Raw genomic sequence first — 20,146 nt, 5'->3', positions numbered from 1 at the left:
TCCTAACCCGTCTTGGTTCTCGAGGTGAGCCGCGGTTAAGATTATTGGGTGAGATGATGAGTGCGAGATTCGCTCAAGGGTGCTTTACACACCCTGCAATCGATGTCCGTGACCGACTGCTCTGACCATGAACACCAGGTGTCGCTCGTCCAACTGTAGCCACTAGTCAGCGCCTTGAATCGCGGCACACACTCACTGAACAAGCGATGTATTTCATCAGTGCTAGGCCGCAACGCCCCTTCCGGGATCTCCCAAATCAGAGGCGCATCGGCTTCCCGTTGGGAGACGCAATGCACGCACTTGACGTTCATGTCCTTCAAATGGCCTAGCTCGTCTAACGGAGAGGCAAACAGATAGGTTGCGGTCATTTGTCGATAACCCGCGTTGGGCTCTAAGTCCATCAACTGGGAAGCCAACGCAGGAATGATGAATCGATGGCTTGAGTGATACATCGTCAGGCTGTAGTGGGTAGGCTTGTGCCTGAGACGCTGACGAAACCAGGTGGCCAGGTGGAGCAACTCAAGGAACAGATAATCGCTCGATCTAAGATACAGCCACCGCTCAAACGATGCCGAAGGACGCCACCACTGGTCCTTTGATCGCTTCACAGCTACCGCCTCGGGGGTGACTGGAAAGTGATCGTAATCAGTGTAGCGGCAGCCCTCGTGCGCAATGGCTGCACCTTTTATTGGCTGAGCAGAAGGATGGGCAAATTTCAGAAGCAGCGCCGGCAACCATAAACTGAACGCCCAGCAGACAGGACACAGGTGGCCCTCTTCCAAGTACTCGTCCGGACGAAGTCTGCTGTAATCTCGCCAGGTGAGCGCGTGTGGATGCCGGATCGTTTTAGCCTGCCAGCGAAGTAGTCTCCGAATGGCGAGTTGAATGAGGGACCTGCTGTTAGCAGGTAGGGGAGCGTTCGGGTCTTTTCTGTGAATCGGCGTTCGACCAATTTCCGGTGTCCAGGGGCGAAGTTCTGTGGTGCGACGGCGACTTGGGGTGGCCACGGTGACGACCTCCAGCTTTGCCAGTCTGGCCACCCGGTCTCGCCCGCTCTTCGCGGCCTCGAACGCCAGGTAGAACGGATGAGTAAGGGTAGGCGATTCGAAACGGGGCCGCTCCATGGTTCCCACCCAATCCGTCAGTGCCCTTAGGTCAATCAACTCCACGCGAGGATGGACTTCTCGAGCCAATACCGTTCGCCTGGTCCAACGCTCCAGCCACCCCAGGTGCCGATAAGCACGTTGGGGTAAGTTGAGTGTCGCCAGATCGCCCCAACTTGGGATTCCGCAGCGTTCGCATCGGGGCCAACGCTCCCTGAGGGGACGTTGCCATGGTTGGCTACATAGCGGACACCGGGAGGTAAATGCCTGATGGTGGATCGGGCACCGTCGCAGCCCCGGCACTTGGTAGATCGTTGGATGGAACAGGTGTCGTGCGCATTCGGCGCATTGCCGTGGCTGACGACAGGCGATCCCATTCCGGGGCAGGCTGGCTTCCAGCCCCTCGGGTATCAGATTCGGCCCCCAGGCCGAGAACTGATGGTTGATCGCCGGCAGTCCAGCCATGGGATTGGCGACGATCAGCCGGCGCGCGCGCCCATAGCTGCTTTCGATCGGATGAGCGAGCCACCGCCCGGAATTGAACTGAGTAGGGGATCCATGCGTACAGGCGCTGTGCCGGCTCACGAGACGGGGGCCTCTACAGTCACCTCCCTCACGGTGTTGTCCAGCTCGTCCGTCAGATTGGTGAGAAGGATGGCTTCGCGAAGCAGGTCGTCCTCCACATCATCAGTCCCATACCGTGGCAGCAGGTCGGTAACCAGAAGACAGAGTGTGGGAATCAGAAACTCCAACCCCCAGGAGGTCAGCCCGTGCGCCCGGGCGATCTCGCTGTAGACGCGCCACAGCGGTCTGGCCAGTGATTTTAGGCGCCAACCGGCGGCCACCGCATCGGGCAGGAAACGACCGGTCAGGGTTGGGCCATGCTCCGGAAAACAATGGCCATCGAGTTGCGCCATAATAGCCTCGAGCTCGATACGGGTTCGGACACCGTAAAAGGTCTCGAATTTTTTGAAAAATCGTCCGGTGATGCGCCGGTAGCGTGGCTGTTTCAACGTATTGAGCAGGGGCAGCGCCTCATCCTGATTGCCCACGAATACTGTCATCAGGGTGCGATTGAGCCGGTCCAGCCGGTCATACAGTTCCGCAAAGAAACTGAACTGGGCGGGAACCAGCAAACCAAACTCGTCAACGATCAGCACGGAGGTACGGATTCCCGAGGTCGCCTGAGCGTCAAGGACATGATGCAGGAAGGTCTCGGAAAGCTGGTCCGCTGTGTCCGCCTTTGAGAAACGGAGCCCCTGGTCGATACAGGCCCGTCGGGGCACCTCGGCGACCGTCATCCGGTCGCGCCGGACGATGGACATGTAACTCATGGGGACCTCACGTCCATCGCGCAGTCGTAACCGGTTCTGCAAGGCTCGTACCGCCCAGCTCTTCCCGACGCGGTTGTGTCCGACAAGCACCCCACCGGAGGCTCCCTGCCATAACCAGGCGGTCAGCGTCTGGTGAAGACGCAAAAACTCCGGCGTCTCCAGCCAGAACGATTTGGGCTCCAGCAGGGGATGGCTGTCGATCGGCAAGCGCTGAATCAATGCCATGGATGCCCCCCAGGGTTCAGATCCAGGGACCAGTAGCGCGTCTTGGAGGGGGGCCGTTGGCGCGGGCGAATGACCTCCGCTGGCTGCGGGTCGGGCTCGATGCTCGATTCCGCGCCCCAGAGGGTAAAGGGGATGCCAAAGGCGCCTACGAACTCCTGATACGTGCGCAGGAACTGACGCACCTCGGTGGGTTTGGCCATGGTCCGGCGCAGTGTATCAAGATGGTCACTCAGTGGATCACAGCTCTGACTCACCAAGGCCCGACAGCGTTTGTGCAGAAAGCTTCGGGTTGCGAGGGAGTGTGGGTAGGTTTGCCATCGAGCCGGCGCCCAAAGCTCACCCAGGCTCGAACCATCCAGCCGGAATGCCTTGAGGCGACGGATATCGCGTCGATCAAAGGCAACGCGGATCCGGGTTTCGTCCGGCGGTACGGCGAGAAGTCCCGGTCCCTTGTAGCGTTCGTACTGGAACTGCACATAAGGGCGGCGCTTCGGGTCGGAGCGCGCATGAACCACAACCGTCTGATGGCCACAGAAGGGCTGGCAGCTGGCCTGAAACCCTTCGTCCACATCGGCCAGATAATGATTGTCAGCCTGGTGACGGAGGACGTCCAGCGGTGAGGATGCCCCGAGTGCGGCCCGAGGCCGTGCGTTGGAGAGCCCGAACGCCAGGGTGAGCGCTTCCTCGAAGACGGTCAGGGACACGGCTGGGACCTGTTCGGACAACCGTCGTGACTCCTTTTTCGGATCGGTGACACTGGACCCGGTCGTCGAGGCAAACCGGTGACTGACACGCTGATTGATCATATGAAAGGCGCGTTCCACGCTGTCGCGCACCCAAGGGCTGGCGGCATGGCCGTAGCTGGCCGTGGCGTTCAACCCCTCGCAAATGAACTGTTGAACGGACTGCGCATGGTGGCACCAGGCATTGTCCAACGCGATTTCCTGAGGCATGCCAATGGGGTAGCCCGGCAGGGTGGTCGGGAACCCGGCACCCGGCGGTAATTCGAACCCCGGTGTCGTCAGTGGGCGTTCAGGCAAGGCCAGAAAACAGCGCTCTAATAAACAGAGAACATCATCCTGCGTCGGTGCATCGGACAGGGCCAAGTGAAAACCCAGACAACTCTGCGACGCCACTTCGATGGCCACCAGTAGGTGCAGGCGTGCCACACGCAGCGGCGGCAGTTGGGTGCCAAGATTGAGCTCAATACCCACCGTTGAGTTCCGACAATCAATGTCTTGCTCGTCGATTTCCACCCGGTCGTAGATCCACGGCAGCGGCGACTCAGTCAGGGCCTTGGTGTGGCTGGTCTTACGGGCCTTGGCCGCTTGGCAGAAGAGGATCCAGCGCTGGTGTAAATCCTTGCGCACCGACTCGCTGGCGCATGAGGCGTCGGTGTAGGGATACGCGTCGAGCGGCCACTGCGCTGCCGCGAGCAAGGTTTTAAAGCGCTGGTGATAGCTTTTGGGTGTGGGGATTTCCGCCCAGGGCCGGTCCTTGAGACGGTCCAGAAGCATCTGGTCCAGGCCGTCGCGCAGCCCGGGTACCGAGGCCAACAGCTGGGCGAATCGCCCCCGACAAGCCTCCGTTGTTGCTGAAAATGGCACCAGCCCTTGCCTCAGTCTTGGTGGCGAATCGGTGTGGCCGCCGAGGCACCGGTTCAGCAGCTGGGTTACCCGTCCGGGACTCAGCTCTTCGGCATGGGCCACCTCGACGATGCGCTCACCAGTGAGTACGCGACGCACCACACGCAGATTTCGGCTAAACATCCAGCGCCGTTGAACCGGGACCAGGTTGGGGTCCAAAGGCGGCCAGGTGGCCATATCAATCAGACGGGGACATTGGAGGAGACGGGCACGCCAGGTCATGGACATACGCGTAGCTCCGTCTGGTAATCCAATCGGTGGACCGTCAGGTCGGCTGACAGCTCGCCCCGGTGGAGCAGTCGAAGCAGCGCGATCTCCTTCGCCCTGGAGGCTTCACGATCGCCAGAGTCTACCCAGTCGCCCAACGTCGTGAGGCCTCGGACACCCACCCGCTGCAGAATCTCAAATTCCAGCGCGTCTGTGATAAATGCCTGATGACGGACCAGGGTCTGGACAATACGAAGCCAGTTGCGGGCCTCGATTTCACGCTCCAAGACGGATTCGTTGGCCACCACCGAAAAGCGGATCCGATGACGTTCGAAAAAGCGGGTGAGATGTGCTACGCGCGCTTCAGGGGCAACGCCTTGGGGCTTGAGTTCCATCACTTCAATCTGATCCCGCCGCACCACGTAGCAATCCGGGATGTAACGTTCCTTGCCGATCCGCAGGAGAAACGGTTGCGGTACGAAGCTGGCGACGTCGGGATCGCCTTCCAGCAGGCCTGCGTGGAGGTATTCCGCCAAGCTGTGAAACTCACTGGGGTGGGGATGTTTGAGCAGCTTCACCACCCGGAAATCGGAGGCGGTGCGAAACGACCGGCGGGTGGTTTGCTGGGCGGGGGTCAGGCTCGGTGCCCGAATCAGGTCGGCGTTTGGTGGTGAAGACACGTTGCACCCTCCGGTGGCTCGCCCGTGGGAGGTCACGAGGCCGACCGCCAACCTGACCGCGCTGGAACCGGAACCGTCCTAATCCGGATTGATCAATTATTAACCAATACGGTCGTAATGTCCAGTCCATCATTGCGTTGACTCTCCCAGGTAGTTCGTCAACTGGACCCCGTTTCTTGCGCTTTTCCCGCCGCTTGCCATACTGACAGGGTCGGAGGAGGGCGGTTATCGGGCCTTCTAATTCCACCTCAAAATTGACAGAACCCCGGAGGGGAAATGTCAAAATCCATCACCAGCGCGCGCTCATTTCCGCGCCAGCCACGAAACAAGCGCCCGCTCGCGTTTCAGGAGCGCCCTCTGGTGTCGTTCCCGATCCAGGAAGTGACCATCGATTGGGATCGGCTCATCGACAAGCGGCCGTTGTTGCTGGAAACCCTCGATACCATGCCCAAGTACCTGCTCAAGCCCGAGGTGCTGACGCTGTTGGAGTCCGAGAGCCACCCGATGCACCGGCTGATCCTGGATCTGATGTGGTGCACCGGGGCGAGGGTCTCAGAAGTACTCGCCACCACGCCGGCCAGCTTCATCGACGACGGCTACGATTTTGGCGTGATGCTCAAGACGCTTAAGCAAGGGGCAGGGCGGCCGAGCAAACGCAGCCTGCAACGCTCTCCCAAGCGGTTTATCCCGATCCTCGACCGGGACTTCCAGACCCGGATCCAGAGCTACCTGTGGATGGGGAAGTTTCGGAAGGACGAGCGGATCTTTCCGATCACGCGCCAGGCGGTCAGTGCGAACATCGACCGGCTGATCGAGCAGGTGGGGGGAGAGCCGCCGTTCAAAATCGGGTGTCATACCTTTCGGCACAGCTTTGCGGTGCATCTGCTGCTGCACGGTAGGCCGCTGAAGTTTGTGAGTCAGCTATTAGGGCACCGAAGCGTGGAGTCAACCGAGGTGTACACGAATGTGCTAACGTTCGACGGAGCGCATTTTTTGGAAGGGGTGGAGTTCCACTGAGGGAACTCTTGATTTATTAAAGCTAGGAGTTCGGATGCCATTTCCGCAACAGCCGCCTTTGGGGGACGCAACGAGAGAGGCTATCGACTCTCTGCGAGGCTATGCATACCAAATCTATCAATCGGCCCTTGCATGGACTGATATTGATTTTGACGAGTTTCTGTACCTTGAAGTGGCAGAAGATTATGCAGTCGCGGCCGCTAACGCACTTGAAGCTGTTCAAGTAAAAGACACCACAGGCACCGTGACCATAAACTCGGATGGTATTGTTGCCTCGATCGACAGTTTCGTTGATTTGGTGGAGCGTAACCCAGATGTAACCATCTCTTTACGTCATCTAACGACTTCAAAGATCGGTAGGGAGAAGAAAGCTGAACATCGAGTCGATGATAGTCCGACATTGGAGTCGTGGCGTAGCGTCGCAAAGGCAGGCAATTTATCTGAACTTCGCAGAGTTCTCGGAAACTCAAAGCTGGCTGACAAAACCAAACGCTATATAGCTTCACTTGACGATAAAGATTTGCGGGAAAAGTTTTTGCAACGAATCCACTTTGATTGCGGCGCTCCCGATTCGCGATTCCTGAAGCGGCAAATTGATTCAAGAGTTTCCAAGCTAGTACTCGAAAAGGGGGGCCTTTCCTCGCAAGTCCCCGACTGTATCGCTGGGCTTCTTCTCTACATACTAGAACTCTCAACTGAGAGGGATCCAAGTGAACGGGTTGTAACTCGGCCTGTATTGGAACGGATTTTAGAGAAAGCAACCCAAATCACCCTAAATAGAGCACAATTTGAAGCGCACAACCGCCAAGTAACGAGGGCGCTATCAAAATCTCTACCTAGCGAAAACGGAATATCTCAAGAGACAAATCTAAGGCCAAGCCCGGTCTCAGACGTGCCGCTCCCGCCAGCTTTAGCAAGGCGGGAGAGCGAAATAACAAAAATGCGGCTATGCCTGGAGAGGTTCGGTTCATGCTGGATCACTGGTGCTGCGGGGATGGGAAAAACCGTAGCGGCTCGGGTCCTAGCGCATGAATTAGATGGGGCGTGGGGCAGCATAAATATGCGAGGGCTTGCCAAAGACCAAACTGCTATAGCCTTGTTGGATCTGGCCAACTCTTTACCAGATTATGGGGTCAGAGGCTTAATCATAGATGACCTCGAGCATACGGTGGACACATCTGTATTAGATAATCTCAACTATTTATTTTTTTCTGCTGGGCGGTCCGATGTCCTATTAGTAATAACGGCTCCCAACGAACCTAATAACGAATTTCTCTTTGCCTCAGGTCTCCAAGCAAATATCGCCGTCGTTCTTACTGAGTTTTCCGAAAATGATCTTGTAGAGATCTTTGAGAAGATGGGAGTACCAGAAATCCCGAAATGGGCCAACTACACTCATCTCGTTTCTGGCGGGGGGCATCCTCAATTGGCAATGGCCTTTATCCAGAGCATGGCTGCAAGAGGGTGGGACTCCTCGGAGTTTCAAACCCTAAACAGCCTAATTGAAGGGTCCCCAGCAATCACCGAGGTAAGAAGGCGAACTCGCGAACGACTTTTGCAAGATCTTCCCGAAACTTCTAGGCGACTGATTGAGCGCCTGTCATTAAAGATCGGAGGCTTTCGTAGAGAACTAGCCCTTGACCTCGGCAAGATAGCTCCACCGATTTACGACACTGGAATTATTCTTGATAGTTTAATCGGCTCTTGGATTGACCAACATGAAGGCGACAGATTTAGCCTTTCTCCACTTCTTACAAATTACGCGTCAAATTCCCTAGGAGAGAATGACAGGAAAGTCATACAAAGTGCAATTGCTGAGTCACTAACAAAAGGCAGAACACTAGATGTCATAGACTTAAATGCAGCAGTAATATCTGCGCTCAGAAGTCACAACAAATCGGTAGTGATCAAAATTTGCCTGTTTCTACTCAATGCAGGTCAGGAAAAGCTTGAAATGCTAGCTCCGCACCTCTCGGTGTTTACATTATTCAGAACTGACGTTGAACCATACCCCGATGATGCAACCGCGAGCCACATGTTCCGCGGAGTCCAGTTGCTTCTTTTAAGTCAAGAAAATGAACCCAAAAAGCTAGAGAAAGCTCTAAAACGGTTTTTCGTTGAAGAGAAGAACGTGCAGAGCGCGAAGATGCGAGCGTTAATGAACCTGCTGGTCTATTCAAAGCTTTTGCTTCAACACTCAAACTCGCTGCTCGGTTCTAACTTCATAGACATCATTAGAGATCTTGGACCGATTCTACAAAACGAAGACGGTATTTTGCCTGAAGAAGCAGTAGAGAATCTGAAAGAACTTACCAACAAGGAAGGATGCGATCCCGTAAGTTTCATGTTTGTAAATCAAACACGACAACTGCCCAGGATCGCTGATTTAATTCCAGTTTTTTATTTCTTAGACAGTGCCTCCTCGGAGACCCGAACAGAACTTTTGAAACCGTTTGATCGAGATGATTTTTCGATAGATACACTCGTTGCGGGGGCCTGGTTGAATGAGCATAAAAACGGCACGATACAACCTCAAGTTCACAGCGACATCTTTGCCAGTCTAGAAAGACAGGCCTCCGGATGGGGTCGCAACGATCTTTCAGCCTCCTGTCGGAAATACCGCGCTGTTATCTTGGATGAATATGGAAATGACAAAGATAGCGCACTCGCAATACTGGATGAGGGGCTTTCAATTTATGGGCAAACCAACTCAGAATTAATTCGTGCCAAAGCGAAGGTTTTGTATCGTTCAGAAGATCACGAGGGTAGTTTAGCACTTTCCAAAGAACTCATTGAAAACGACGCGCCACTATCGGAAGTTGAGAAGGCTTTCCTAGGAAGAGACGCAGCAATCAGTGCAGAAAAGCAGGGCGATTACCAAACTGCGCAGAGATATTATCTTTACGGAAGTGAGGCGGCAGGCAAATCTGAACTTCCAGATATGGAAGCTATGCGACTAGGGCTCCTGGCAGACGCAGCATTGGCGAGTTGGCACAACGGTGAAAGGTTAATCTGTCTACAGCACTTCATTGAGGTTTTAAAAGGATTGTCCCAATTGAAACCAGACATCACATTACGCGCCGCGCACTGTCACGCTGTCAGTCGGCACGCGTTGCTATGGCTGGCCCAAGATGCAGCAGGAGAAGCTCATCGATTTGGCGATGGTGAGGAAACAAGAGTTTTCCCTGGATGTGTAAGCAATCCAGAGCCTCATCCGAAGATCGGGGAACGGCAGCTTATGCCGATAGAGTACGCGTGGTACATGTTGGCTAAGATTGAGAACTATGCATCTATTGATGTGGGTGTAACCAAAAACCTGAAGACCTACCTGCCCAACGGCCCTTTGATTCAAGGCGAGATTCTTTTGGTTCCTTCCCTTAGACACAAAGCTTTTATTCGCCGTGATGCTAAGCTATTTATTTTTGCTTTGCAGGATACAATATCATCGTTTGCGTACGCTCAAACATGTTCCCAGCAAACCGGCGAAATCAGCCTCAATAATCTTGACTATAACACGCTTCCTTTGGCGACTGAGCGGCAGCAACAAGACCTTAGGGATATTTCCGAGCAGCTGATCCTACTATATTTTTCTATCTCGATATTGAATGACGACGTCGCTGCTGTCGAGGATATTCTCCGAGAGCTCCCTGCCTCCAGCGGTTTTGAAATCCGCTCAGATTTGCTTGATGCTGTTAAAGGGAAGGGGGTGGTCGCTGACTATCTCACTGACTTCGGACATCTTATCTTCGCGCAGGCCAGAGCCATTCGAGGGTTACAGGCCGTCTCTCCAAGACACATTTTTGAGATCGCCTTTAAAACTTTACAGATGGCCAAAACATTCGGGCACTTCCAGTTCGCCTGTGAGGTTTTGCTCCCTTGGATACAAAGAAGGTGGGCCTTCATGCGAAAAAATCAACGTTTTATGCTTTCTAATCTGGCCCTTCACGAAGGTCTTATTATCCTCGAACTGAACAAATCTGAAGCTCCGACGTGTATAAAAGTTGTTAACTTCCTATTAGCATTACTACCCACACTTGGAATTAATAACCGCAGCGATGTCCAGAAAATGCTATCGAGTATGCAGGCGCAATAACTAGACCTCTCGCTCAGAAGCCATTGCTATCGAAAGGGTAGTTCAGGATAGCTTTAAGGCTGGCAACTATGTCCAATACTGTTTAGTATTGGACATAGGGTAATATTCTGATTTAGAGGTTTCAAAGGGCAGTCCATGGCCAAAAAGCAGTTTACTCCACTATATCCCGCACACGAACGTTTAGGAAACTTCGAGCTCCGAAGCTTTCCGGATCTGATGCAATTCATAGAGGAAGGACCTGGCTGGCGAAAAAGGGTCTGGGGACATGGGAAGGCGTTCCTTCTGTATATCGGCCGCAACAAATCAGAGCATACTTTTCTTAGATTTCGCTCGGAGGTTGAGAAGTTCTTACTGTGGTGTTTTATCGTTAAGGGTGAAGATCCAACCGGCTTTCGAAAACATGAGATTCTCGAATATGTTGACTTTTGCTGGGCACCACCGACCAGTTGGATCAGTCAATTCAATATGGAAAAGTTTCGTCAGAAAAATGGGGTTTACCACAGTAATCCTCATTGGACACCGTTTCGCGCCGATTCGCCTTCATCAGAGCATGATAAGTCTCAAACAAACAGATATCGTCCATCGCAGCAATCGCTAATTGCGACGTTCACCGGTGTGATTGCCTTTTATCGGTTCTTAATGGAAGAGGAGGTCTGCCTCGGAAATCCCGCTCAGTTAGCAAAACGAGACTGCAGGTACCTTGTTCGAGACTCTCAGGTCCAACAGATAAAAAGGCTGACGGAAAGCGAATGGCAAACCCTACTGCAGTCTGCTTCGTCTATGGCAGACGGTGACGGTGTTTATGAGCGCAATTTGTTCCTTATTGCGGCGCTAAAGACGTTGTTCTTGCGAATTTCCGAGCTCTCTGAGCGGAAAGAATGGGTGCCAGCAATGGGCCATTTCTGGACCGACTCGAACGGCAACTGGTGGTTAAAAGTCTACGGAAAAGGTCGAAGAATTCGGGATGTGACGGTCCCACCGAGCTTTCTCAGTTATTTAAAGAGATATCGATTACATCGTGGTCTCTCAGCTCTACCCGGTATTGGTGAAAACGCCCCCATAATAGAAAAGATTAGAGGCCGCGGGGGTTTAACGGCCAGGCAACTATCACGACTCGTCCAGGGTGTGCTCGATCACGCGTATGAAAACATGCTGGCTAGCCACGGGCCAGATCGAGCTCAAAAATTCAGAGAGGTTTCGAGCCATTGGCTCAGACACACAGGAGCCAGCCTAGAGATAGAAAGAGGCCGGGCATTGAAAGATCTTTCTGAAGATTTGGGACACTCCAGCATGGCGACAACGGATACCATCTACGTCCGTTCCGAAGAGAAGAAACGAGCCGCTAGTGGAAAAGGTCGGCGTGTAGAATGAGTGCTTTAGTCCCAGGGGCATTCACTGCGCTGGTTGAGTTCTAAGTAAACATTTTTGGGCTCAGCACTTAATAACTCCTGAAAGTATAGATGATACCGATCTCCAGAGATGATTGACGCTTTCGTGTGTAGTGGTCAACTAATCCCGGACAGTATTTTAAGATTTTCCTCAGCTGCAACAGGCGAAATGCCGCCGTTAAACGCGTGAGGCCGCTGCCGGTTGTAGTAGTCCATGAGATAGCCACCAACATCTCTTTTTGCCTCAGGCAGATTTCGATAACCCAGGGCCGGTATCCACTCAGATTTCAGACTTCGGAACAGTCGCTCCATCGGTGCGTTGTCCCAGCAGTTGCCGCGTCGGCTCATGCTTTGTGTCATTCGATAGCGCCAGAGTCTCTGACGGAACTTGCGACTGGCATACTGACTTCCCTGATCCGAGTGGAACATGACTTTCTCTGGCTGACCACGCTGTTCCCAGGCGTGATCCAGAGCTTTTACAACCAGGTCCGCATCCGGACTGGATGACATTGCCCAGCCAACAACTCGCCGGGCATATAGGTCCAGCACCACAGCCAGATAGCTCCATCGCTGGCCGCTCCAGATGTAGGTGATGTCACCACACCAGACTTGGTTAGGCCGTTCTACTGCAAACTCCCGGTCCAGATGGTTCGGGATATCTGGTCGTTCAACGGTAGCCTGCTTGTAGGCATGAGGGCCTGGTTGCTTACAGATCAGCCCCAACTCGCTCATCAGTCGTCGAACTTTAAAGCGACCAACGACAACGCCTTCCTCGCGGAGCAAGCCTTTGATTGTACGACTGCCGGCAGAGCTGCGGCTCTTGGTAAACAGGCGGTTTACCTGAGCCCTCAGGGCCAGGCGCTCCACATCTACACGGTTCCGCCGTTGGCGGTACTCGTAATAGCTGGAACGACTGATATCAAACGCTTCACAGACCAGTTCAATTGACTCCTGCTCCCCCAACCGGTCTATCAGCGCGTACGATTCATCTCGTCCGACATCAAGAGAGCTGTAGCCTTTTTTAATATTTCTTTCTCTCGCTCCAGGCGATTGCAGCGGGCTTCCAGCTCCTGAATACGTCGCTGCTCCGGGGTTAACGCCTTGCCTTTCGGAGTGACGCCCTTACGCTCGTCCGTCAGTTGTTGAACCCAACGCCGAACAGCGCTTTCACCAATTCCCAGAGACACGCTGGCCTGCGGAATCGTGTAACCTTGATCCAGCACCAGGCTGGCTGCTTCCTGTTTGAACTCAGGAGAAAAAGAACGTCGCTTTCTGGTCATCAGACACCTCGTTTATGGTGGCGATCTTACCACCTACGTTGGTGTCCGGAATCATTGAACCACTACAGTGCTCATGATCATGTCCCGCTGGTTCTCTGGATCAGGGTATGCCAGGCGTTGAAAGTATGCCACTTAATTCCCTGGTTCACGGATCGAAGCGCCTCTAGATCGCTCTACGATGATATTCATGTAAAACAGGGGCTTACCAAGGTCACCGACAGGTTTAGCGGTTTTCATGGAAATTTAGTGCTTTTCTTGGAGATTCTTTAGCACTTTTTTGGTCGTCCAAAAACCGGTAAAAAATGCCCCGGGTTTGACCGGTATCTATGCGCATAATGTATATTATGTTAAATGCGATATGGATGCGAGGACGAGTACTCCGTTTAATCGGCCCCCTGTAACTCGGCCTCAAAATACTCCAGCAGGTTATCCACCACCCGCTGCCCCATCGCCAGCCGGGTCTCGGTTGTACCGCTGGCGTAGTGCGGAGTCAGCACAACATTCTCCAGCTCGAGCAAGGCGTCCGGTACGTGGGGCTCATCCGCCAGTACGTCAAGGCCGGCAGCCCGAATGCGACCCTGCTCCAGGGCACGGATAAGCTCCGGCTGGTCTACGGTGCTGCCGCGGCCCACATTTACCAATATGCCCTCTGGCCCCAGGGCGTCGAATACCTTCCCGTCTACCATGTTTTCCGTGGCGGGACCGCCAGGGACAATGACCACCAGAAAGTCACTGGCCTCCGCCAATGACACGACGGAACCGTGATAGGTATATGGAACGTCGGGATTGCGGTTACGCTGATGGTAGGCAATGGGCATGTCAAATGCCGCCGCCCGCTTTGCGAGCGCTTGTCCGATCTTGCCCAGGCCAAGAATACCCAGGCGCTTGCCTGTCATCCGGTTCCCCAGCGGAAGATCCTTCAGCCAGCGACCGGCGCGGACGTTTCGCTCGGCCTGCATGAGCCGTCGGCTGGTCGCCAGCATCAGGGCAATGGCACCGTCGGCAACATCTTCTGTGAGCACCCCGGGCGTGGTTCTGACACTGATTCCCCTGGCTTGGGCTATATCCATATTGAGCGCATCGGTTCCCACCCCGGACGACGAAATAATCTCCAGCTTCGGTAACGCGCTCAGCAGTTGTTCCGGCGCCCCCTGTGCGGCATTGGTCAACATCCCCCGGATCGATCCGCCCACTTCCTGCAGGAAGGCGCCGGCCTCATTCCTTTCTTCCGGCAGTTGGTGCAGTCGGAATCGTTTTTCCAGCTGGGGGAGTACGTTCGGGGGTAAACGCCCTGCTATCAGGATATCAATGGCCATTACCGCGCTCCTTTTCTTGAACTCAAATGGGCTTCAGAGTCGATGAGCGCATTGATCAAGCATGCCCGGCAACCTCGTGGGGAACATAGTGTTCTTCGAGGCGCTCCTTCTCCTCGGTGGTCAACTGGATTTGCAGGGACGCCAGTGCGTCGTCGAGTTGCTGTTCCTTGCTGACACCGACAATGGGTGCGGTGACGACCGGGTTGGCGGCCACCCATGCCAGTGCAATCTGGGCCATGGGCAGGTTTCGCTCTTTGGAGATCGCTTCCAGGGCGCTGATGACTGGCTGGTCAATATCGCTCCCCAGGTGCCATTTACGGGTGTTCTCGTCGGTACGTCCACGGGTGGTTGCCGCGCCCTGCCCCTGAGCCTTGCCAGCAAGGACGCCACGTGCCAGCGGGCTCCAGGGTATAACGCCCACGCCCTGATCATGGCAGAGTGGAAACATCTCCCGTTCCTCTTCCCGATAGATCAGGTTGTACATGGGCTGCATGCTGACAAATCGCGTCCAGCCGTTGCGCTCTGCGACATGCTGGGCCTTGGCAAACTGCCAGGCAAACATGGATGAAGCACCAATGTAGCGGGCCTTGCCTGCCTTCACGACATCGTGAAGCGCTTCCATGGTTTCCTCGATGGGTGTGTCGTAGTCCCATCGGTGAATCTGATAGAGGTCGATGTAGTCTGTTCCCAGCCGCTGAAGGGACCGGTCAATAGCGTCCATGATGTGCTTGCGGGACAGGCCGCCACGATTGGCGCCCTTTCCGATCGGCATGAATACCTTGGTGGCCAGGACAAACTCCTCACGGTCGGCATAGTCCATCAATGCGCCACCGACCACCCGTTCCGATTGCCCCTCGGAGTACATGTCTGCGGTATCGAAGAAGTTGATGCCAGCATCCAGTGCCCTTTTCAGGAACGGTCGGCTGGCCTGTTCGTCCAGCACCCATTCACGCCAGTCCGGGGTCCCATAGGTCATGGTGCCCAGACACAAGGGAGATACTTTCAGGCCGCTATTGCCCAGACGCCGGTATTTCATTGATGCACTCCTGGCTCCGATGTGCTGATTCGGACCCTAAATATGGTCAATCGGCGCAAGGAAATCAAACAGGTATATCAGTCCTTGTCTCTCACCCAGCGATCACCCTCCTTATGGTATTCCTGCTTTACCGCCGACCAGGCCACACGGTGGGCCGTCTCCTCACGACCGGAATCGCCGCGGCGATCGTCCGGGTCCTGGTAATCGTCCCAGGCCGAGTTGAAGGCTTTGCGATAAATTTCCTGGGCGTGTGACGGCAGGTTGTCTTTCACATTATCGGGCAGCTCGCTGTTGTTGCGGTATGGCATCGCTTCATCCTCCTGGTTTAACCGATTATCGGCGCCCGTGGCTGCGTCGGTGCTTTCCGGGTTACCTTGTGATCATCCCCAGTCAGCTTCAGCTTTTCGCCTCCGGTAGTTCAGCGATCTTTTCGATAGCGTTGTACTCGCACTCGGCCTCCGCCAGGAAGCTGTCCGTGGAATCCACCAGCACGTTGTCATCACCCATGAATCGACGTCCGAGCAAGGCGGGATAGGTAAAACGTCCGCGATCAGTCAGGGAAAACTGGGTTTCATGGATTTTGCCTGCAATACAGAACTCCATACGAACAACGTAACGCTGCTGGGAGGGCGCCCCCTTGCGTTTTATGAGCACGGTGCGCTCTACTGGCCGCTCGAATTCCAGCACTATGCCTTTATTTTCCGGTGAGTCGATATCGTTGTGGTCATCCAGTGGCAGGCGAAACCTTACCCAGTCTCCGCCGTCCTTCTCGAAACCTTCAATATCCGTAGCGTGCAGCGAAGAGGTCTTGGCGCCGGTGTCCAGACGGGCCTTCATGCGCAGGCCGGTGTCTTTCATCACCACCCATTCGACGAAGCCCATGCGCTCAGGGTCGGGCTTTGCCTGGTCCTTTGTGGAAGCCGTGGCACCAACCTGAAACGTCAGCCCGACTGCCGCGATCAACCCCAGGGCGAAACCTCTCAATGACCTCTTCGGAACCATAGGTGCCTACCTCCTCTATCCGTTGACGTTCAGCTTTGTCATTAAGCCGCTTGCCAAAACTTTACGTGACCCGGTTCCCAAAGTTCAGTTTCAGTCCTGTAATTTGCCGGTGGCGGAGGCCGGCTGTGTACGGTCCAACACAGTGAGTTCCTGACGACGAAGCCGATTCTTCACCCAGTCCCGAGAAGGCTTTTCTACCCACTCATAGCTATAGCGGGACAGGTAAATGATGAGAATCAGCATGGCGCTATTGAGAGCGACAGAAGTCCACCCGGTAGGGGCTTTGGGGTTAATGCCCAGAACAAATTCGAACACGTTGGACACGCCGAACTGGAGCAGCCGGTGCATCATATAGATGGAGAAGGACCAGATGCCGATCTTGCGAATGAGGTCCAGGTCCAGCAGCCGGCTGACAAGCCCCCCACCCTTTGCCGCAAAGACAAATACGGTGAACGCGAAGCTGGCCATGGCGGCCACGATCATCAGGTAGCCATCGTCGGACGCCACAACGGTACCAATCATGGTGGCAAAAGCAGCCAGTTCCAGCGCCGTCAACGTGGCGAGCGAAAGCGTATCCGGCGTTCCCACACGCCTCAATCGGTATACAAAAACTCCGAGGTAGAAAGCAGCCAGGCACCGGATCAATCCGAAGTCGTAGGTAATCTGTAGTTCATCGGGACGGATTACCAGGAAAATAAACCCGTAAAAACCCGCTGAAAGCGTCAGTGGTAACCAAAGACGACGGCCCCGGTCGATGGTGACAGCGGTGAGGAAAAACGCGATATAGGCGAAGAATTCGGTGCTGATACTCCAGCTGGGCTGGTTCCAGCTGAGTGAGTCGTTAACACCAAGACCATGGATCAGGAACAGGTTGGTAATGAAAGTAGTCGGGTTGTTCTCGTCCAGCTGACTGGTGCCGCCAAACCCGGTTTCATACAGGTACTGTTTGATCAGTATGTAAGGCACCCACAGCATCAGGGTGAACAGGTGCAGTGGATACAGCCGCCCCAGGCGCAGGGTTACGTACTCACCAAACCCCATACCACCACGTATCTTGTCGCCGTAGGCATAGGCCATGACGAATCCGGACAGCACAAAGAAGAAATCAACAAACAGATAGCTGTTGGTGATGATCGGAGCGGAGGTTTCACCAAAGCGGAACGGCGAATGGTAAAGCACGACCATGATGGCCGCGAGCCCCCGCAAGGATTCCAGTCGGGTAAACATGCCCTTGCTCCCTGGATGGTGGAACTCCGTGCTAACCGCTTATCAAGCGGAACAGGACTTGAAGAAAGTCGAGGTTACCAGACTGGGGGTGACTGTCATGTGTCCGGATTATGGAGAGTTTTTCAGTTGCCCAGGCTTCGGGCATCGCTGAAGGCTTTGAGGTCCGGGAAAAAGGCCAGGAAACGGGCTTCGAGTTCATCGTCGAGGGGACGGATTTCCTCGATAATGCCAGCAAACTGATGACGGAATCGGATCCGTTGAGCCACGCGGTCCATGGCCATGCCAACCTTGTCCAGGTCCTGGTAGGCGTGGAACCAGTCGTGGTTGACCATTCTTCGGGTTACCTTTGCCATATCTTCGGGCATCAGGCCTGCGCCCTGCTCCAGGTCCCGGTACAGCTCATGGATGAAGCCGCTTTTATTGCAGTGGCCAAATCGATCCCAGTGGCGCAGCAGATAGTGGTCAAACAGGATATCCAGGGCAATACCAGCGAAGCGGCGCCGACTCGACGAAAACAGCGCCTTGCAAGCCAGCACCTCCGGGTGGGCGTCGGTAAAGGCATCCACCGCCCGATGGTGCTCAAGCCCGGACCGCACAGGTGCGGGTAGCTGTTCCGGGTCCAGGCCCCGGGCGAAATCACCCAACAGGTTGCCCACCCGGGATTCTACCGAGGGGCGGGCAAGGTACAGGTGGGCGAAGTGATTCACAGGGCCAGAACGTCGCGCAGGAACCGTCCGATGGCGTGGATTTCTTCCAGGCAGACGGCGTGTTCCATGGGATAGGTCTCGTATTCCACGCTGTAGCCCATGTCCTGAAGTTTCGCGACGGAATCCTGTCCCAAGGCCTCCGGTACCATAGGGTCATGGGTGCCGTGGAATACGCTGATGGGGATGTCCCGATTGGCCTCTGAACAGGTAACCGAGTCTGCTGTCGCAAAATAGGTGGACAGCGCGAGAATGCCTGCCAGTCGCTTCGGATAGCTCAGACCCAGCTCATAGGCAACCGCCCCACCCTGGGAAAAACCTGCAATCACAATCCGCTCCGGCTTGACGCCCCGCTCGATTTCCTGCTCCACCAGGGCGGCGACCGAGTCGGCGGATGCCATCAGTTGGTCTTTATCCACAGTCCTGCCCAGCTCCAGCGACTTGATGTCGTACCAGGCAGGCATACGGATACCGCCATTGATGGTTACGGGCAGGTCCGGTGCATGGGGGAAAATAAAGCGCACACTGGCGTCCTGGGGCAGGCCCAGCTCCGGAACCACCGGTTCGAAATCATGGCCACTGGCACCGAGGCCGTGCAGCCAGATAACGGCTGCCCCCGGGTTTTCGCCAGTATCGAACTGGATATAGTCGAGCTTTTGCATACTACCTCTCGGGTTGCGTCTGGTGCGTTTGTTGCGCGTTCAGTGCGGTAAGGGAGCTGATGACCGGATTGGCGTACATGGCAACCAGGTAGGGTCGGATGGCCTCATCACAGGCGTTGATCCGTCGTTCCAGCTCTTCCTCCGCAGCTTCAAGTTCGGCCGGGGTCCAACTCTCGGCCGTGATCACCTCTTCGCTCACGTTTTCCGGTGTGTCGTGGGCCGAAGGGTGCGTGCCCCGCATGTTGTAGGCTACCAGGTTGGACGCGTGCAGGTGGTAGTTGGCATGGATTTCGGCATCGATCAGGGCTGCCAGGTCCCTGGCATTATCCGGCGCATCGGAAATCGGCAGCCCAAAGTGCACGTGTACGTGTCCCTTGAAACCGGTCAGCCCTTTGACGATCTGTTCGGAATCTTCGTTCTCCGCCTTGGTATAAGTGCCGGTTCGCTCTCGGGTTTCCAGCTCGCGCGCCTTGTCGGTATCACAGGGGTCGTACTCGTAGGCTATGGATACCGGCACGATACGCATGCGGTTCATGGCTTCGGCAAAACCCAGCCCCTCCTTTTTACGACTCATGTAGAACATCTTGATGATAGCCGGATCGGTGAGGTCAACCCCGTCCTTGGCACGGCCTTCCCGCTGGGCGATCCAGATGCTGTGGCCATCGTCCAGGCTATGGTTGATAAAACCCGACAATGTAAGGAACACCTGTCGCATTTCCCTTGGGCTCTGGATGTCCCGCTGCACCACAAAACTCTTGTTCAGGCGCATCATCTCGGCAAACACCGGGTTCTTGAGCAGGTTGTCACCTATGGCAATGCGGGTAGTGTCAAACCCGTGCAGGTGCAGCAGGTGGTTGACCACCATGGGGTCGAAGACAATGTCCCGGTGATTGCAGATAAACAGGTAAGCACTGTTCGGATCCAGGCGATCCAGTCCGGACGACGTCAGCCTGGTGGTGGTCCGGTTGACCAGTTCGGTGACATGTTCGGCCACCCGTAACTGAATGTCCCGGATGGTACGGGCATTGCCGAACTGTTTCCAAAGCCAGGTCTTTACCCGTCTGCGCAGCAGGCCCGGCAACCAGCGGGCCAGGAATGGCGAGCGGAAGCGGCCCACCATCAACAAGAAGTCGGGGTCGTTGGAAAGACGCTTTACGGCGCCTTCGACCTCTTCGTCCCCATAGGGACGTATAGCATCAAATTCTTGCATTACGATCCTGTTTTTG

Annotated in this window: 16 protein-coding genes; 3 read left to right on the top strand and 13 right to left on the bottom strand. The window is 55.1% G+C overall.

The window, feature by feature from the left end; translation table 11 throughout:
• Positions 1-41: 41 nt before the first annotated feature.
• From LJ360_RS10270 to LJ360_RS10255, 4 genes are all read right to left on the bottom strand, one after another.
• Positions 42-1,124 carry a hypothetical protein gene (locus LJ360_RS10270; RefSeq protein WP_264993906.1) on the bottom strand — a complete coding sequence of 361 codons (1,083 nt, stop codon included), beginning with the start codon at positions 1,122-1,124 and terminating at the stop codon, positions 42-44.
• 560 nt (positions 1,125-1,684) lie between these two features.
• Complete coding sequence (locus LJ360_RS10265) at positions 1,685-2,662, bottom strand: ATP-binding protein (RefSeq protein ID WP_264993905.1); 978 nt, start codon at positions 2,660-2,662, stop codon at positions 1,685-1,687.
• Positions 2,653-4,536 carry a hypothetical protein gene (locus LJ360_RS10260; protein WP_264993904.1) on the bottom strand — a complete coding sequence of 628 codons (1,884 nt, stop codon included), beginning with the start codon at positions 4,534-4,536 and terminating at the stop codon, positions 2,653-2,655. Before LJ360_RS10260 ends, LJ360_RS10265 begins: the two co-directional genes overlap by 10 nt.
• On the bottom strand, positions 4,527-5,195 hold the full coding sequence (locus tag LJ360_RS10255; RefSeq protein WP_264993903.1) for a hypothetical protein: 669 nt from the start codon (positions 5,193-5,195) through the stop codon (positions 4,527-4,529). The genes LJ360_RS10260 and LJ360_RS10255 overlap by 10 nt, the downstream gene beginning before the upstream one ends.
• Before the next feature lie 276 nt (positions 5,196-5,471).
• Here LJ360_RS10255 and LJ360_RS10250 point away from each other — a divergent pair, with 276 nt between their 5' ends.
• The 3 genes from LJ360_RS10250 to LJ360_RS10240 all read left to right on the top strand — a co-directional run bounded on the left by LJ360_RS10250 (position 5,472) and on the right by LJ360_RS10240 (position 11,676).
• Positions 5,472-6,212 carry a tyrosine-type recombinase/integrase gene (locus tag LJ360_RS10250; protein WP_264993902.1) on the top strand — a complete coding sequence of 247 codons (741 nt, stop codon included), beginning with the start codon at positions 5,472-5,474 and terminating at the stop codon, positions 6,210-6,212.
• Positions 6,213-6,246: 34 nt separating this feature from the next.
• The gene (locus tag LJ360_RS10245; protein WP_264993901.1) at positions 6,247-10,305 is read left to right on the top strand and encodes a hypothetical protein; all 4,059 of its coding nucleotides are present in this window, start codon (positions 6,247-6,249) and stop codon (positions 10,303-10,305) included.
• 135 nt (positions 10,306-10,440) lie between these two features.
• A complete protein-coding gene (locus LJ360_RS10240) occupies positions 10,441-11,676 on the top strand; it encodes a tyrosine-type recombinase/integrase (protein ID WP_264993900.1) in 1,236 nt (411 codons plus the stop codon).
• A 134-nt stretch (positions 11,677-11,810) separates the two neighbouring features.
• Here the strand turns inward: LJ360_RS10240 and LJ360_RS10235 are convergent.
• From LJ360_RS10235 to LJ360_RS10195, 9 genes are all read right to left on the bottom strand, one after another.
• A protein-coding gene (locus LJ360_RS10235) for an IS3 family transposase (RefSeq protein WP_264993899.1) occupies positions 11,811-12,973 on the bottom strand; the annotation gives its coding sequence in 2 pieces (ribosomal slippage) (positions 11,811-12,718 and positions 12,718-12,973; 1,164 coding nt in all).
• Positions 12,974-13,356: 383 nt separating this feature from the next.
• On the bottom strand, positions 13,357-14,289 hold the full coding sequence (locus LJ360_RS10230; protein WP_264993898.1) for a 2-hydroxyacid dehydrogenase: 933 nt from the start codon (positions 14,287-14,289) through the stop codon (positions 13,357-13,359).
• A gap of 55 nt (positions 14,290-14,344) precedes the next feature.
• Complete coding sequence (locus tag LJ360_RS10225; protein ID WP_264993897.1) at positions 14,345-15,325, bottom strand: aldo/keto reductase; 981 nt, start codon at positions 15,323-15,325, stop codon at positions 14,345-14,347.
• 77 nt (positions 15,326-15,402) lie between these two features.
• Entirely contained in the window at positions 15,403-15,633 is a 231-nt protein-coding gene (locus LJ360_RS10220; RefSeq protein ID WP_264993896.1) for a ChaB family protein, read from the bottom strand.
• 88 nt (positions 15,634-15,721) lie between these two features.
• A complete protein-coding gene (locus LJ360_RS10215) occupies positions 15,722-16,327 on the bottom strand; it encodes an ATP-dependent zinc protease (protein ID WP_091850528.1) in 606 nt (201 codons plus the stop codon).
• Positions 16,328-16,417: 90 nt separating this feature from the next.
• Entirely contained in the window at positions 16,418-17,554 is a 1,137-nt protein-coding gene (locus LJ360_RS10210; protein ID WP_264993895.1) for an acyltransferase family protein, read from the bottom strand.
• A gap of 122 nt (positions 17,555-17,676) precedes the next feature.
• Positions 17,677-18,261, bottom strand: coding sequence for an ACP phosphodiesterase (locus LJ360_RS10205; protein WP_264993894.1), 585 nt, complete (start codon positions 18,259-18,261; stop codon positions 17,677-17,679).
• Positions 18,258-18,920: an alpha/beta hydrolase gene (locus tag LJ360_RS10200; protein ID WP_264993893.1), complete on the bottom strand. Its 663-nt coding sequence runs from the start codon at positions 18,918-18,920 to the stop codon at positions 18,258-18,260. The genes LJ360_RS10205 and LJ360_RS10200 overlap by 4 nt, the downstream gene beginning before the upstream one ends.
• A 1-nt stretch (position 18,921) precedes the next feature.
• Positions 18,922-20,130, bottom strand: coding sequence for a lysophospholipid acyltransferase family protein (locus tag LJ360_RS10195; RefSeq protein WP_264993892.1), 1,209 nt, complete (start codon positions 20,128-20,130; stop codon positions 18,922-18,924).
• Between the last annotated feature and the right edge of the window lie 16 nt (positions 20,131-20,146).

Source organism: Marinobacter sp. AN1 (assembly GCF_026013985.1).
Taxonomy (GTDB): Bacteria; Pseudomonadota; Gammaproteobacteria; order Pseudomonadales; family Oleiphilaceae; genus Marinobacter; species Marinobacter segnicrescens.
Note: the sequence above shows the minus strand (reverse complement) of the source record. Positions and strands in the feature narration are given on the sequence as shown.

Bases quoted from the DNA above. Each gene is read 5' to 3' on its own strand.
- LJ360_RS10270 (WP_264993906.1), bottom strand. From the start codon at position 1,124: ATGGAGCGGCCCCGTTTCGAATCGCCTACCCTTACTCATCCGTTCTAC.
- LJ360_RS10265 (WP_264993905.1), bottom strand. From the start codon at position 2,662: ATGGCATTGATTCAGCGCTTGCCGATCGACAGCCATCCCCTGCTGGAG.
- LJ360_RS10260 (WP_264993904.1), bottom strand. From the start codon at position 4,536: ATGTCCATGACCTGGCGTGCCCGTCTCCTCCAATGTCCCCGTCTGATT.
- LJ360_RS10250 (WP_264993902.1), top strand. From the start codon at position 5,472: ATGTCAAAATCCATCACCAGCGCGCGCTCATTTCCGCGCCAGCCACGA.
- LJ360_RS10245 (WP_264993901.1), top strand. From the start codon at position 6,247: ATGCCATTTCCGCAACAGCCGCCTTTGGGGGACGCAACGAGAGAGGCT.
- LJ360_RS10240 (WP_264993900.1), top strand. From the start codon at position 10,441: ATGGCCAAAAAGCAGTTTACTCCACTATATCCCGCACACGAACGTTTA.
- LJ360_RS10230 (WP_264993898.1), bottom strand. From the start codon at position 14,289: ATGGCCATTGATATCCTGATAGCAGGGCGTTTACCCCCGAACGTACTC.
- LJ360_RS10225 (WP_264993897.1), bottom strand. From the start codon at position 15,325: ATGAAATACCGGCGTCTGGGCAATAGCGGCCTGAAAGTATCTCCCTTG.
- LJ360_RS10220 (WP_264993896.1), bottom strand. From the start codon at position 15,633: ATGCCATACCGCAACAACAGCGAGCTGCCCGATAATGTGAAAGACAAC.
- LJ360_RS10215 (WP_091850528.1), bottom strand. From the start codon at position 16,327: ATGGTTCCGAAGAGGTCATTGAGAGGTTTCGCCCTGGGGTTGATCGCG.
- LJ360_RS10210 (WP_264993895.1), bottom strand. From the start codon at position 17,554: ATGTTTACCCGACTGGAATCCTTGCGGGGGCTCGCGGCCATCATGGTC.
- LJ360_RS10200 (WP_264993893.1), bottom strand. From the start codon at position 18,920: ATGCAAAAGCTCGACTATATCCAGTTCGATACTGGCGAAAACCCGGGG.
- LJ360_RS10195 (WP_264993892.1), bottom strand. From the start codon at position 20,130: ATGCAAGAATTTGATGCTATACGTCCCTATGGGGACGAAGAGGTCGAA.